The sequence below is a fragment of the Enterococcus plantarum genome (assembly GCF_001730295.1).
GTDB lineage: Bacteria > Bacillota > Bacilli > Lactobacillales > Enterococcaceae > Enterococcus_L > Enterococcus_L plantarum.
The window spans coordinates 177,970-193,901 of the sequence record NZ_MIKA01000012.1 but is presented as its reverse complement, the minus strand read 5'-3'; the positions used below and the strand labels follow the sequence as shown (position 1 = coordinate 193,901).

The 15,932-nt window shown below is 35.7% G+C and carries 13 protein-coding genes; all 13 read left to right on the top strand.

The window, feature by feature from the left end; translation table 11 throughout:
- Positions 1-261 precede the first annotated feature (261 nt).
- The 13 genes from BCR22_RS06460 (at position 262) to BCR22_RS06400 (ending at position 15,918) form a co-directional block, all read left to right on the top strand.
- The gene (locus BCR22_RS06460) at positions 262-951 is read left to right on the top strand and encodes a winged helix-turn-helix domain-containing protein (protein ID WP_069654124.1); all 690 of its coding nucleotides are present in this window, start codon (positions 262-264) and stop codon (positions 949-951) included.
- A 331-nt stretch (positions 952-1,282) separates the two neighbouring features.
- Positions 1,283-4,477, top strand: coding sequence for a MucBP domain-containing protein (locus BCR22_RS06455; protein WP_069654123.1), 3,195 nt, complete (start codon positions 1,283-1,285; stop codon positions 4,475-4,477).
- A 14-nt stretch (positions 4,478-4,491) separates the two neighbouring features.
- Positions 4,492-4,839 (top strand): LPXTG cell wall anchor domain-containing protein, encoded by a 348-nt coding sequence (locus BCR22_RS06450; protein WP_069654122.1) that lies wholly within the window; start codon positions 4,492-4,494, stop codon positions 4,837-4,839.
- A gap of 2 nt (positions 4,840-4,841) precedes the next feature.
- A complete protein-coding gene (locus BCR22_RS06445) occupies positions 4,842-5,639 on the top strand; it encodes a WxL domain-containing protein (protein ID WP_069654121.1) in 798 nt (265 codons plus the stop codon).
- Between the two features lie 32 nt (positions 5,640-5,671).
- Positions 5,672-6,481, top strand: a complete 810-nt coding sequence (locus tag BCR22_RS06440) for a WxL domain-containing protein (protein ID WP_069654120.1) — start codon at positions 5,672-5,674, stop codon at positions 6,479-6,481.
- A 122-nt stretch (positions 6,482-6,603) separates the two neighbouring features.
- Positions 6,604-7,692 (top strand): WxLIP family cell surface protein, encoded by a 1,089-nt coding sequence (locus tag BCR22_RS06435; RefSeq protein ID WP_069654119.1) that lies wholly within the window; start codon positions 6,604-6,606, stop codon positions 7,690-7,692.
- Between the two features lie 21 nt (positions 7,693-7,713).
- Positions 7,714-8,379 (top strand): hypothetical protein, encoded by a 666-nt coding sequence (locus tag BCR22_RS06430; protein ID WP_069654118.1) that lies wholly within the window; start codon positions 7,714-7,716, stop codon positions 8,377-8,379.
- 15 nt (positions 8,380-8,394) lie between these two features.
- Complete coding sequence (gene lepB, locus BCR22_RS06425) at positions 8,395-9,162, top strand: signal peptidase I (RefSeq protein WP_083241769.1); 768 nt, start codon at positions 8,395-8,397, stop codon at positions 9,160-9,162.
- Positions 9,163-9,180: 18 nt separating this feature from the next.
- The gene (gene lepB / locus BCR22_RS06420; RefSeq protein WP_069654117.1) at positions 9,181-9,801 is read left to right on the top strand and encodes a signal peptidase I; all 621 of its coding nucleotides are present in this window, start codon (positions 9,181-9,183) and stop codon (positions 9,799-9,801) included.
- A 29-nt stretch (positions 9,802-9,830) separates the two neighbouring features.
- Entirely contained in the window at positions 9,831-12,449 is a 2,619-nt protein-coding gene (locus tag BCR22_RS06415) for a YfhO family protein (RefSeq protein ID WP_069654116.1), read from the top strand.
- Position 12,450: 1 nt separating this feature from the next.
- The gene (locus BCR22_RS06410) at positions 12,451-13,422 is read left to right on the top strand and encodes a DUF5067 domain-containing protein (RefSeq protein WP_069654115.1); all 972 of its coding nucleotides are present in this window, start codon (positions 12,451-12,453) and stop codon (positions 13,420-13,422) included.
- Positions 13,423-13,437: 15 nt separating this feature from the next.
- On the top strand, positions 13,438-14,178 hold the full coding sequence (locus BCR22_RS06405) for a hypothetical protein (RefSeq protein WP_069654114.1): 741 nt from the start codon (positions 13,438-13,440) through the stop codon (positions 14,176-14,178).
- Between the two features lie 66 nt (positions 14,179-14,244).
- Positions 14,245-15,918: a glycosyltransferase family protein gene (locus tag BCR22_RS06400; RefSeq protein ID WP_069654113.1), complete on the top strand. Its 1,674-nt coding sequence runs from the start codon at positions 14,245-14,247 to the stop codon at positions 15,916-15,918.
- Positions 15,919-15,932 lie beyond the last annotated feature (14 nt).

The window sequence follows — 15,932 nt, the reverse complement described above, 5'->3', positions numbered from 1 at the left end:
AAGAGCGATTCCATAGCCTAACAGCTCCTTTAACGATTCATGTATTACGTAAATACATACGTATAATAACATAAACTCTTTTAGGAAGCTTGTAACGTCTATTTTGAATGATTTTTAGATGAAATTTCAATTAGCTCCGCCCCCTCTGAATATGTTGAAAACAATATAAATCAAAATGATTTATCATAATGAATATAAAATAGATACGAAAATGAAATATAAATAATGTCTATCTAACGTTGAATAGGAGAGAATACTAAGATGTATAACATAGGAATACTTTATCCAAGCGAACCAGCAGAGAACATGATTGATTATGACGCATTAAGAAAAAAATATAATGTAGTTGATCTAGACGAGAATATTGAAGAGATCGATAAAGTACATGCGGTATTTATGCGAGAAGAAGAAACGTCAGATTTAAGCACTATTTGTGATTTGATTTTTAAAATTAAAAAGAAATCAGACTGCTATATCTGGATTGCTACTGCAACAGAAAATTCAGTAGGGAAGCTTGTTTATTTACAGTTAGGGGCAGATGCAGTATTTGGCGCCCATAAAGAAGTGAAAGAAATCGAATTGATTATGGATAATGCGCTATCTCGAATAGGTCAAAAGAAAGTAGAAAGCACTTCTGCAGAAACATCTTTTGGCAAGAAAGATATATTCGAATTAAATCCTAGTAACATTAGTGTTTTTATAGATGGAGGAAAAGAAGTTGTTTTAACGAAACTTGAATATAAAATAATAGAAGTTCTATTAAAAACACCAAATACAGCGGTTAGCTATGAAACCATTTATAAAAAAATATGGAATGACGATTTGTTAGAAAACAAACAATATCGTGTAGCGAACGTTGTGTATCATTTAAGAAGTAAAGTTGAAAAAAATATTAAAAAACCTGAATATATAAAAACAGTCCGTTCGAAAGGGTATATGTTGAGTATTTAGACAGAGTGTCTTGTTTTTAAATCGATAATAGTTATATAGGAAGAGAGCTTTCAAAAATAAGATTATCTAGCAGTAAATAAGGGGTTTTGTTTCAAATAGTTCTTCTTCCTCTGACGATGTTGAAAGAAAAGATGAGTTAAATAATATATCATAATATTTGTTGATTGTTTGTTTATTAAATTGTTTTGTAAATATAAAGTATAAATTTAATTTGAGCTTTCTTCTTTTAAATTAAATATAATTTGAAAGTTGAAATAAATAAAAAGTAGCTCGTTGGGGCAGAAAACGTACCAATGAAGAGACTAATTTTTTAAGAAAGGAGGAAAAGGAAATGAAGAAAAAAGTATTATGGAGCACAGTTGCAGCTTCAATAATGTTGGTAAGTTGGGGTTTCCTTGCAAGTAATAACAGTATCAAAGCAAAAGAAATTCCCTCCAAGGAAACGTCTGTGTCAACAAGTGATTCTGAGAAAAAGACAGAAAAAACCTCTACTTTAAAGCCAGAAGCTAGAAGTGTTTGGGGAGCCAAACCAAGTGCTCCGCTGTCCACTTTTGGACCAATGCAACCAGATTTTTATAAACCTGTAACTGATGGTGTGGCAGAAAGTTTTTCCAATTTGTATTCATTTCAGCCAAGAATCACTTCCCTCACGAAAATATATCGAGCCAAAAACGGTCAACAGTTAACAGAAGCCCCGAAAACACTTGCACGTGAAACTATTAAACCTAAGGACGATGTAGGCTACCAGATAGTAGCGACTCATATGGGGTTAAAAAATGGTCGTTGGGTGGATGTTAAGTATGAGTATGTAGATCGAGGCCCCGTTACGTATTCTACTAGAGACTTTTACGTGGGGTTAAGCAAAATAGTTCAACCAGGGCAGAATCCAGGAGTGTTATTGTTTTCTATAACGTATACTAGTGACAGTGAACCGATATTTAGGATGAGTTTTATTGATCATGAATCTGGAGAGCCAATAAAAATGGGTTCGGGACACGTGACGTTTGGTGACGTGGATTATAACGAATGGATAAAAGTAAAACCAGTTGGTGGTACTTTTAGCTATCTCACTGCGAGGACGAATAATGGTATCTTAACAGATCCAAACAATTTTGGTTCTGATCAAGTAACAATGATAGCACCAGCAGGTAATACGAATGCTGATACGTATGACTTTAGTCGTTATTTCTCTTTAGGATATGAAAATATAGACTATTTGGATATTCAATATAGTGCTGATACGTCAGTAGTAAATATATCGCAGATAGAGATGCCCGAAACCATGTTTGAATTAGAGCGTCCTAGTCTTATTGCCGATACAGATGAAAACTTGGAAGATGAAGTGATTACCTATTCGTTGCTTCAACCGCTACCGTATCGAGCAGCAATTGGGAAGTTGTCAAGCCTTGCTTTTGAAGGAACTGTAGACGACAGCATGAGCTTCAATAAATCAGACATTCAAGTTTATGATCAAGATGATAAGAATGTAACCGCAAATTTTGTCTCGGCCGTAGATTCAAAAAATCCGCAAAAGTTTACATTGGTGGCACTCCCTACGTATACAGATTCTTTAGTTGATAAAACAGAGCAGTTGCGTGTTGATGTTAAAACAACGCTTAATAAAGCGAGCGATGCGTATAAGAAGTATCAGAATAACGCAACGGGGCAATTGACGATTCCTTTCCAGATGAAGTTGAAATATGCTAATGCTGGCGGAGCTGATGCAGGTGATTTAAGAGAATTGAATTCAAATATTGCTTTTGGGCATATCAATTTGAAGAAAATCACTATAAATTACAAAGACGAATTAGGGAAAAACTTACAAGCTTCACAAACTAAATTAGGATTTTTAGGTGAGTCTGTTACATACAGTGCACCGACTATTGAAGGATATAATTTGAAGTCTCCTAAAGAAGTGGATGGAACGGATAACTTTGTAAATACAGAAAAGAATATCGATTATGTGTATGAAAAAGTAACGCCGAATGTAACGCTTGAACAATCAGTAGATAAAGCCAAAGCACAACCAGGTGAAACCCTACATTATAAATTGAACATTGGGTCTGTACAAGAAACGCCTAAGGACTTAGACACAAGAACAGTATCTGTTGAATACTGGGATGATTTGGGACAAAAAATCAGAACAGATAGTACCTATACGATGAAAAAGGGATCAAGCTATGATTTTAGTGAGATACCAGCTGTTGAAGGGTTCGATGGTATTGCAGCAACAGTCACTTCTAATGCAAAAGGCACAGTTATTGATGATGATATTGTGATTAAAATAAGTGGCTTTAAAGCGACTCTTGATATGCTTTTACAAAAGAAAGTCCGATATGTGGATGAAAATGACCAACCTATTTCAGATGATGTAACCTATCTAGGAAGAGATAAGTATATACCAAATTATTCAGTCAAAGCGAAAGTAATTCCAGGGTATGTGATAAGTGATGGGCAAGAAAGTTATCCTGTTATCTTTAACGCAACATCACCCGATGAATACGTATTTAAATATCGTTCATCGAGAAACTACAATTCACTAAAAATTACAGAGGTACTAGATTCGAAGTTGGAAAATCCAACCAACTTTACTTGGAACACAAAAGAGGCTGTAGAAATTCCTAATGATTCGATCACGTATGATGAAGCGACTCGTAAAATCACAGCAACTTCACCAACAGATGGAATTGCTTTTAATCATGAGTCAACGATTGAATTCGATGCGAAAGTGGCTTCAACTGCTACTGCAAATGATGTGATCTCGCAAACAGCTAATTTTAAAGCAGGTTATCTTGCGGATGGTACCATAGACGTTTCGACAAAAACGCCAGCAGAAACAGTGGTCACACTGGACTCAGAATTAACCATTCATTTTGTGGATGAGAAGGGTGAAAATGTTGTTGATCCATTAATCATTCAAACTAAATTGGGTCAGAAGCTAAATCTTAAAACAACTCCTACGATCATACAGAAGATAGCAGATGCAGAAGCCAAATATTATGGAGTGGATGCGAGTAAACGTCCGTCAAATGAAGAAAGCTACATTGTATCAAGTTCATCTGAAACAGTAACGTACTATTTTGTCGGTTCATTAAAGCTTGTATCTGTTCCTAGCATACTTGATTTTGGACTGGAAAATATGGTTGGTGGAAATGTTATTCGAGAGAATTCAGCTCAGTACACAGAACCATTAAAAATTGCCGATACTCGACCTAATGAGGCAAAAACGTGGACATTAAAAGCCGCTTTAACCAAATCATTAACAAGTGAAGATCAATCCGTAGTATTACCAGATGCGATTCGCTACAAGAACCCTGATAAAGCAGAGTTTATCATGAATGGTAGCCCACAGGTATTATATGCCAATGGGAATAGTACTGAAAAAGTCTACGATATTAGTTCAACTTGGGGAACAAGCAAAGATAGTAATGGCTTCAAATTTGAAATTCCCGCAGTAAAAGTAAGTCAGCTGGGCAAATATTCTGGGGAAATCACCTATTATATTTCAGACACCTATGAACCATAAACGGAGGAAAAATTATGAAAAATGCACGACTAAAAAAAATCTTGATTCCGTCACTTCTGGTGTTTTGTCTGCTGAACTTACTATTTATTCAAGCGAATGCAGAAGGGAATGGAGGAGCGGTTTCTACTAAAGGAGAGATCACTTTAGTAGATGAAGATCCGTCACCGTCTACGAGTTCTTCTGAAAAACCTAAAACATCAAATTCAGCTACGCCTACTCCTGTAAAAAAGCCAATAGGGAAACTTCCTTCTACTGGTGAGTTAGTGAAAACAAGCTTGTCCATCAGCGGAATTGTTCTTTTAGTGATTGGCCTCTTCCTATTTGTATGGAAACGGTCAAAAACGAAAGGAAAGGAGAAATAGTGATGAAAAAAAACAGACGATTATGGTTTCCATTTTTATTACTTGCTCTCTATGGCTGTGGCGCGATTCAAGAAGTAACGTATGCAGAAGGTGCTTCGGGTACAGGGGATCTTATCTTGGAGCAACAAGATAAAGAGGTTGGTGTCATGGATCCGGAGACATTGACAGAAATTGATCCAGGCGAGATTGCCAGGACAGAAGGTCCGTTACGAATTGATTTTGCACCACGCTTGTCATTCGGTTTGGGAAAAGTAGCAAAAAAAGATATCGTTTATTCTTCACATGCTCAAATGTTTAAAAATATTTTGACACCACGAGGCAGTTTTATACAAGTTTCTGATTATCGTGGAACAGCAACTGGTTGGACACTACAGGTTCGTCAAGAAAATCAATTTCAACAGGAGTCAAATGCGAGTGCACAGCTAAATGGTGCGACCATTTCATTTGATAAAGCCTGGACGAATTCAACCTTTGATAAAAGTATTGCGCCCAGCGTGTCGAAAGAAATCATTACTATGAGCAATGTTGGTGAAACATATAATATTGCTGAAGCAAAACTTGACCAAGGTGTTGGAACTTGGAGTATCGTATTCGGTGCTTCTGGAGAGAATGCTTTTGATCAAGAGAATACGCTAAAGCCATTGACGGATGAAAAAGGCAAGCCTTTAGTAAATCCTGACTATAACAATCAACAACTGTATAGCAATACTGCTATCAACCTAACCATTCCAGGTGCAGCAAACCAACTCCCTGGAACTTACTCAACGGTGTTAACTTGGATTATTGCCGAGTTGCCATAAATATTACAAAACAATCTTAGGAGGAAACACAAATGAAATTAACACACAAATTATGCGGAGCTGCTTTATTAGCAGCTGTTGGGATTGCAGCAGCACTTCCTGCAAACACAAAAGCGGACGACGGTGTCGCACTAGAAGGTAAAGCGGATATTGAATTTAGTTCAACAGCATCAAGCAGTACTTCTTTTACTAATACAAGTGGTAGTGGAGATGATATTGTTACATCTGGTGGCCCAACATCTGATGCTAATGGATTCGGTGTATCTTACGTAACAGATATTAATTTCGGTAAACATGATATCGTAGCCGGCGCAGAGGCTGGACCATATTGGGCAACTAAATGGATTGGTAATGAAGGGAAAGAAGATCAAGTAGAAGGTTCTCATTTCGTTAACTTTGAAGATGTACGTTCTGTTGCTGACCACAGCTACACACTAAGTGCAACATTATCAAAACAATTCACAACAACTATTGGTACGTCTACTAAGAAGAAATTAAATGGAGCAACATTGTCTTACAAAAATGTAGCTGTACGTGAACAAGCTAAAGAAGCTGTAACAGGTTTTGAAGCTGGTGCCGTGAAAGATACTGTAACATTATCTGAAGGAAACATAGCTACATTTATTGATAATGCAAATGGAACTGGTGAAGAAACATTTGATAAAGGGTATGGCCGTTACACACTTTACTTTGGTAAATATGAAGTAGCAGCACCTGATGCGACTTCAGCTGAACAATCTATTCAATTGACAGTACCAAAAGAAGAAAATACAGTAATTAACAACGGTAAATATACTGCTGAAATTTCTTGGGTACTTGCAACTACACCTACTAACCCATAAACTAAGATTTAATTAAAACAAGGATATACAAGAGGTGTTGGGATAAAACTCATAGAGTTTTATCCCAATTCTTAAGAAAAAAAGAACCTCGTTGTTAATCAGACAGAGAAAGGTAAGAGCGCATGAAAAAAAAGCTAATAAAATTCCTCATTGTTTTATACATAGTTTGTTTTGCCGGGGCAGGACTCCTAGGAAAACAAGCATTTGCAGAAGATAATAAATTAGATTCTGGTAGTTTTACGTATGAAGTAAATCATCCTGAAAACCAAAAGAGCACCGCCGGTTATTTTGACTTACTGATGAAGCCTAGTCAAAAACAGACGGTTTCTATTACCTTGAAAAATCCTTCAGACAAGAAGGAAGTAACTGTTCGTGCAGATTTAAGTAGTGCTAAAACAAATGCAAATGGTGTTTTAGAGTATGGACCAGCGGCGATTGAAAATGACGCATCGCTAAAATATGATTTTACAGAAATTGTTAAAGGTCCTAAAGAAGTAACTTTAGCTCCAAAAGAAGAAAAGAAATTAGAGTTAGAAATCACGATGCCAACAGAGCAATATGATGGATTTATTGTTGGAGGAATCCAACTCACTGTTAAGCCAACAAAAGAAGCCGAAGCAGAGAAAAAGAAACAACAAGGAATCGCGAATAACTATGCCTTTATCATTGGTATGTTACTAAGTGAGAGTGATGCAGTAGTACCAGCAGAATTGACTCTAAATAAAGTATCTGCGGGGTTGTCAAACTATCGAAATGCTGTCTTTGCAAGTATTTCAAATACAGAAATGGGTTTCATGAAGGACATGACCATTGATATGCAGGTAATGGCTAAAGGATCAGATGAAGTCTTATATGATACTAAGAAAGCTGACATGCGAATGGCTCCAAATTCAAAAATTGACTTTCCGTTAGCCATGAATGGGGATGAAATGGTTGCGGGAGACTACATTGCACATATCTTAGCAAAAAGTGGCGACCGTAAGTGGGAATGGACAGAAGACTTCGAGATTACCAAAGAGGAAGCAGACAAGTACAATAAGCAAGATGTGACTTTGACGCAAGAACGAGGAATCAATTGGCAATTAATTGCGATGATCGTTGCAGGCGTTGTAATATTTGCTGTCGTTATTTTCATAATTGTCCATCAAGTGAATAAAAAGAAAGCTAAAAAAAGGAAAAAGGGAAAGAAGAAAAGCTCTAACAAGAAATAAGAGGAGCGAGGGATAGATACTATGAGTGTATTAGATTGGTTATTTATCATATTTTTATCAAGTGCTATTTTATTTTTTCTGTTTTCTTTCTTCGCCATTACTGTAAGGGTAATGAATAGAAAAAAAGTTCAACTATTGGAAAAAAAACGACCTAAGAACAAAATAAAACGCAAGAAGTGGAGACGTCATTATCTTCAATTAAAGAAAAAACAAGGAAATCGCTTAAAGACGGCTATTCTATTGTTTATTTTTGCCATTATGTGTAGTGGAGCTGCGGGCTATTCTCGTTATTATCAAATGACAAACTTGAATAAGCAAGATGGTGATATTATTATCCAGACTTATTTTTTGGTAGATGCTATTGAAGAAGAACTAAAAAAAATTGAGAATGGGGCAGATGCACAAAAATCACAGGAAAAATTGCAAAACATGATTTCCCTATTGGTTTCATATAGTAGTAATACACCATCAGCTTCGTTATCTTTCAAAGGACAAAAGCTATTAAAACGGTACTATGTTAGTTCGAAGGAATTAGGTGTCAACTTAAATAGTCAGTCAACTGGTGCTTTGACAAAAGAAAAAAGTAGTGAATATCTGTCTGATATTGAAAAAATTAAACAGCAACAACAAACGGTATTTAAAACCTTTGACGTCAATCAGTCGGCATTAAAACAGAAAAAACAATAAGTGGTGGTGCTTGTGATGAAAGAACATTCAACAATGCCCACAAAAGAAAAACGTAAGCAGACAAGAAGGAAAAAAAAAGGTGCACAAGTATCAAATAAACGTAAAAAAAAGCCCCACACTCAAGTAATACAACAGAAGAAAAAGCAGCAACCTAATAACACAATGAATCATAAACGTAAAAAAAAATCGGTTAAAAGAAAGAAAAGAACGCAGCAAGTCCTGCGTTCTAGAAAAAAGAAAAATCAATTAAAAAAGATTTATAAAGAGCTTCTGCTAACGATGATCATTGTAGTAAGTTTTATTTCCGTTATTCACTATTTTACCTTTCGTATCCCGAAAGTCGCAGATTATGGTATGGTGACGATTTTGAATAACGGAGATCGACTATTTGTGAACAAGCTTGGGAAATTAAGACGCTTTAAGCTGATTTATTATAAAAATCCTCAAACGAATGAAAAAGAAGTACGACGGTTGATTGGACTTCCTGGAGAAATCATCGAATATAGGAACGATCAATTATATGTGAATAATGAACCGGTCGTAGAACGCTTTCTAGAAGAGAAGCTCCAACAAATTTCCTCTACTGGAACCGTTTATACTGAAGATTTTACGCTAGTAGAACTATTTAAAAAAGATCAAGTACCATCGGATCACTATTTTGTATTGGGAGATAATCGACAATTCGCTTTAGACAGTAGAACCTTTGGTTATATACAGAAAAAAGATGTGATTGGTATCGTCGAAATGAGACTATTGCCGTTACATACGATGGAACGATTTTAAAGTAAGGAACGGGAAGTTATGGAGAAAGAGCTTAATAACAAGAAAAAGCACAAAAAAAAGAAAGAAAAAAAAAAGTGGGGAATCCGCGACTTTATAAATACGGCAAATCTTATAGTATTGCTTACCTTAGTAGGTTGTGTGTATTTTTTTGTTGCGATTATCCCCCATCGCGTAGATGGACATTCAATGGCTCCTACCTTAGCAGATAATGATAGGCTATTTGTGAAAAAAAACGCAATACCTAAACGTTACTCGTTAATTATATTCAACCCGTTAAACAATTCGGACATGACTTATGTGAAACGAGTGGTCGGTATTCCAGGGGACACGATTTGGTTTGATAACAATACGCTTTATCTTAATCAAACGATTGAAAATAAAGGGGATCGTCCAGAGGTTAACAGCTATTTAGCTGGAAAAGAGTTACCAGATAGTACGTTAAAAATATGGGTAAGTGAAAAAATCGCGAAAGAATTATATGCATTTAAGGAAATACCTAAAAATTATTATTTTGTATTGGGTGACAACCGTAATCATTCGAAGGATAGTCGTCAGTTAGGGCTAATCCAAAGGAATCAAATTGAAGGAACTGTCCTTGGTAGATATTATCCATTTTCGAAAATGGGATTGATCGAGTAACAAAAAAAGAAAGTCGAAGTGAGGAAACTATGGAGAGCAAGCAACCACAATCACATAATTTTTTTAAAAGAAGTAGTCTGTTTTTTTTAAGTATCCTTATTCCAATTCTGATTATGGGCATCTCGTATTATTGGATGGGGATTTACATAGGCAGCGAGAGAACAGTAATGGCAAGCGATGCCTTTCATCAACTGTCTAATTTTTATGCCAGTTACAACAATGCGCTCCACGGTGATCAGAGTATTTTTTATACCTGGTATGGTTCTTTAGGGTTAAATTTTTGGGCGTTATCAGCATACTATGTCAATGGATTGTTTACATTTTTGGTCTATTTTTTTGATAACAGTAGGATGCCAGATGCTATGTATATTATAACATTACTGAAATTTGGTGCAATGGGTGGATCTTTTTATATTTTTGCAAACAGAACGTTTAAACTACCGTCTATATTAGTACTTTTGTTAAGTAGTAGTTATGCATTGATAGGCTTTTCAGTTGCCTATTCTCCTATGATGATGTGGCTTGACGGGATGGTTTATTTACCGTTGGTGATATTAGGAATCCATCGATTGATGGACAAAAGGAAACCAATGTTGCTTTTTGTTAGCTATCTGTTTTTATTTGTGTCTAATTTTTATATGGCTTTTATGATTGGGGTCTTTTCCTTTCTTTATTATTGGGCGAGATTCTCAACGGATGCGAAGCAATATAAAAAAAGCATTCTTCCCTATTTTGTAACATCTTTTCTAGCGGGAGGCGCCTCTATGGTAGTGATTTTGCCTACTATATTGGATTTAAGAAATAATGGAGAAGCATTGACCGAGATTAAGCAACTATTAACCCCGGATGTAGGTCCTTGGGATCTTATTGTCAAAAGTATGGTAGGGGTCTATGATACGGCAAAGTTTGGCAGTGCGCCATTTCTTTACATAGGAATCTTTCCACTCATTTTCTTTCTATTTTATTTTCTTAGTAATGCTATTCCCAAGAGACAAAAGTTCGCTTATGGTAGCCTGATTCTTTTTATTCTTGCAAGTGTCTATATTCAACCACTCAATTTATTTTGGCATGGGCTTCATGCACCGAATATGTTGCTGTTTCGATTTAGCTTTTTATATTCTTTTCTTGCCTTAGTCTTAGCAGGCTATGGTTTAGAGAAACTGGAGAAAAAAGAGGTCGACAAAATAGTGAATATTGTTATTGGTTTATTGTCTATTTTTCTATTGGCGTACTTTTTTTCCAATAAGAAAAAATATGACTATTTAACAAGTGAGCAGCTTTTGTGGACCGTCCTTTTTTTAGCTACTTATCTAGTTATCATTGTTTTGCTTTTTAAAAAATTTCCACAAAAAAAAGGGATTCTTTTTGGGCTATGTGTTCTGTTAGTCATTTTCGAAATTGGTTTAAATACGCAAGCGATGATGAAAGGAATTCAGGCGGACTGGACGTATCCAAGTAGGGAAGCGTATACGAAAAATTATGATACGATTCAAACGTTGGTTGATCAAACAAAAGGGGAAAACAACAGCTTTTCTCGCGTTGCAAATTTAGACCGAATGACAATCAACGAAAGTTTTAATGTGGGATACAGTGGTGTCAGTATGTTTTCATCCATAAGGAATCGTCATTCCTCTATGTATATGAACAGTTTGGGATTTCGTTCAGAAGGTACAAACTTAGTTATTGAGTATGATAATAATACACTAATAATGGATTCTTTATTAGGGATTCGCTACAATTTAGCTAAAAAAGATCCGATGAAATTTGGATATAAGCAAGTAGCGAAGAAAAAAGACTATCAATTATATGAAAATAGATTGAGTCTGCCGTTAAGTATTTTAACAGACAAAGGAATTTATAAAGAAGAAGCTGTAAAAAATCAAACAGAATTGCTAGATTATCTTTCTAAAGAAAAACGTTCATTTGTTAGTTTTACAGAACCAAAGCAAGTGAACACAGAGAATGTTCAAATCGAACAAGAGGGGGATTTTGTTTATTACTCGGATGTTACCCCTGGCAAAGAAAAAATACTTCAATATACAGTATCAGTCCCTGCAAATACACAAGCATATCTGAGTTTATTTGCGGAAGATACTGCCATGATGTCAGATGTTAAAGCAGAGGTTACTGTCAATGGGATTACTCGTACACATGAAATGAAAAAAGTAGGACAATATTACAATTTAGGACATTATGATCAACCAACGGTAATACCTGTCAAGGTTGTCTATCGTGGGAATTCACTTCTTCGAATTTTACGGCCAGATGTTTTATTACTAGACACGGTGGCTTTTGAGCAATCTGTTCAAGCTATTCAGAAAAAAGGGATCGATTGGCAGGTGAAAGGGCGCAAAGCCTCTACTGAGGTAGAATTGTCTAACGCACAAGTCTTATTAACCACGATTCCTTTTGATAAAGGTTGGCGAGCAACAATTGATGGTAAACCACTAAAAGTTGAGTCTTTCAAGGAAGCCTTTATAGCGCTGAATTTACCAAAGGGTAAACATACCCTCCAATTGATATTTTTACCAGAAGGATTCACCATTGGTGCAGTATTATTTGTGAGCTGTATTCTGTTGTTTATTTTTTATATTTACTTTACTGATAAACATCATAGAAAAATAGTACGAAAAAACGAGGAAGAATAGTATGAAAAAAAAGTGGAACTATCTGTGTTTAATCCTAGCTATATCCGTGTCGTTTTTAGCAGGCTGTTCAAAAGAGCCGATTGAAAAGCAAAAAGAGACAGTAGAAGGATCAGGGCTAACGTATACCTTTCAATTACCAAAATATTGGAAGAAGCAGGAAAATTTTACGGAACAGTATGGTAAACAAGCTGTTTTTGGGGCGCAGGATGGTAAAAGCAATTCGGGCATGTTTGTATTGATTTTTCCAAAAAAAGATGTTGAGGAGAAAGAATTTGGCAAACGAACTCAAAGTGAGCTTGCGAATCGAAATGGTTATAAAAAGGCAGAAGATGTTTATATGAAAGAATACACTGTCAATAAGCAAAAAGCCTTCAAATTCACCTTTGAAACTACTGTAGCTAGCAAACGTTCTTGGGCACATTTTTATTGTCTTTTTACTGAAAATGGTGTTATTCAATTCATGTTTTACTCTGCAAATGATACTAGTTATAAGGATCGTGTGAAACTTATTGATGCTTCTATCGAAACAGTGAAACAAACAGCCTATGATGCAGAAGTAGCAGCAAAGGAAGCGGAAAAAGAGCATGGCCAAGAAATCACTTTAGAAAAAAAAGACCACTATCGAGTGATGATTACCGGATTAGGGAAAATGTCTGGTGATGATGAAAAAGAGTTGGTGATGCTTCGATACACACTAACGAATCAAGACAAAGATGTGATTCAACCAGCTAGTTGGGAAGAGAGCATTCAAATTAAGCAAGGAAGCCAGCTCCTTAAACCAGCTTCGATTCCAAAAAAGAATACCTCCTATGAAGTTGAAGAATTGGTGAGAAATGGCATGAGTAATCTCGAACCGAATCAAACGATTGAAGGTGTTCTATTATATGAATTATCAGGAAAAGAATCGCTTCAACTTCAACTAAATGAGGGGATAGACAGTAAAGAACAAGTCTATACGTTATTAGTACCGTAAGGAAGGGAAAAACAAATGAAAAAAATAACGCTAATCATTCTCATATCTCTTTTCATGGTTGTGGGATGTTCGAAAAAAGAAGCAAAAGATAATAGTCTTGCAAGTTTAACTAAAGAGGAACAAGCGCAAGCTTGGCATGGAGAAAGAACTGCATATCTTGGAAATTATGATTTTACAGACATTCAAAGTGAAGAGGAAGCGATGAAACTATTAACGGGGAAATTTAATGTTTCTACAGGTCCTTTTTATGAGGAATCAAATCAGGTTTTAGAGAAGACTTTTAAAGAAAAATTAGGACTGGATGAACGGATTGATTATAGTCTCTTTGTGACAGAGAATAATATTAGTTTTAAAAAAGTCTTTTCATTCTCGAAAAATGGAGTTGAAAAGATTAACGCGGTTATTGATTTGAGTTACCTGTTTAATGCTGAAAAAAAACAAATTCGTTTGGATAGCCAGACGTTGTTAATATTGAATCAATCAGATGATGCAAAATTATTATTAGATCAAGTTTCTAGCTTGTCAAAAGAGATGGCTGATGTTATTACTATTAAAGGGATTGAAAAAGGATTAAAGCAATATAATAAAATATATAGTGATGCCAAAGGAAATATCGGCGAAAAAACACTTCCGATCATTGAAAATGGTGAAGATGCGTACAAGCGAAAAGCGTTATTAAAATCAATTCAAGTATCCTTCGATGTAAATAGCGTCTTAAGAGAATTTTATGTTAATATATCGGACAAGACAGAATAAATTTGATGTTTGAGAGGACGGTTGTCCTCTCAATTTGTGCTGTATCGTTCAGAAAAGGAGGAAAAAATGAGACAATTTACGTGGACTCAAAAACTAAAAAAATTGCCAAAATGGCCCCCCTATCTGGTGTTCCTTTTTTTAAGTATTGGGAGTATCTATTTCACTGTTTTACACAATCAAACGATTTTTTATGGAGACGATTTAAGCTTTCATTTAAGCCGCATAGAGGGCTTAGCAGGATCTATTCTTAATGGAGACTACTTTCCTCAAATTAACTACTTTTTAACAGGTGGGATGGGCTATGCAACAGGGATTTTTTATCCAAATCTCTTTTTGTATCCGGCTGCTCTTTTTCGTTTAACGGGTCTTTCGTTAATTCAAAGCTATGTAATATTTATTCTATTAGTTAATTTTTGTACTTTTGTAATTGCGTACCATTCTTTTTTGTATCTTCATCGTAAAAAAAGAGAGAGTTTCTTGTTCGCATTTTTATATGGATTATCTTCATATCGATTATCGGATGTGGTGTTTCGGGCAGCAGTAGGAGAATATTTGGCGATTATGCTCTTTCCATTTGTGTTTGTTGGTATTTATTTAATTATATTTGGTGATGAGAAAAAGTGGTTTCTTTTACCAATCGGGATGGCACTTATATTTTTTGCTCATTTGCTGACGGCGGGGCTTGTTATCCTACTTATCATTTGTTTCTTAGTTATGAATGGAAGACGTTTATGGAGGGAAAAGACGCGTTTACGTAGTCTCTTTTTTGCCACACTTACCACGATTCCGTTAGTGGCAGTATCGTTGTTTCCGATGGGAGAACAACTTACTTTTCAACGATTAAGAGTGCAAGATAATCCAGTCTTTTACCTACAAAAGACAGCTAAGACAATAGGGCAGTATCTCGAAATCGGTGTAAAAAACTCAGGATATAACAATCTGGGGCTTCTTGTAATGGGGTTGCTTTTAATCTCATTGCTTCGAATTATGAAGCTATCATCGTTAGGGAAGCAGCTCATACTAATTGCCCTCCTATTCTTCATACTGTCAACGAGTTATTTTCCACATTGGCTGTTTCATGATACAATTTTTAACATGGTTCAGTTACCTTCTAGGTACTTTTTACTTGTGACATTTTGTACTTTATGGGCAGTGGCAGAGAATGTGACTAAACTAGCTTTTTCGAAACCTAAAGTAGTCGTTGGTTTCGTTGCACTATTGCTAATAGGTACTTTAATCAGCAATTTTCATAGTCAGATGTCAACAATGGGCAATGGAGCTAGAAGGAAGGCGAAATACGAGGAATTTTTAGCAATTGATGGACAAAAGGAACTCGGATATGGCGTTGAATTCTTACCAAGTGGCATGACCTCTTGGATGGCTCCGACGGGTTTGTTATCTAATCCGTCAGGGGAAGGCGTAACGATTACTGATATGAAACGAGAGAGAAATATTTTTACACTTTCTTATGATGTAGCACAGCAAACAAATTTAATTTTCCCCCTTCTTTATTACAAAGGTTATCATGTAGAAGGAACTGGAGATTTTAGTAAAGTTCATGATGCAAGAAAATTTGAAAAAGCGGACATGCATGGCTTTTTAGAGGTGACAGTATCAGGTCAAGGAGAATTGAAGGTTTGGTATGTTGGTACACTAATTCAAAAGGTTTCCTTTGGGATTAGCACTATTAGTTGGGGATTCGTACTAATTTATTTCATTAGGAAGCGAAAAATTGACTAATATTTTAATAAATA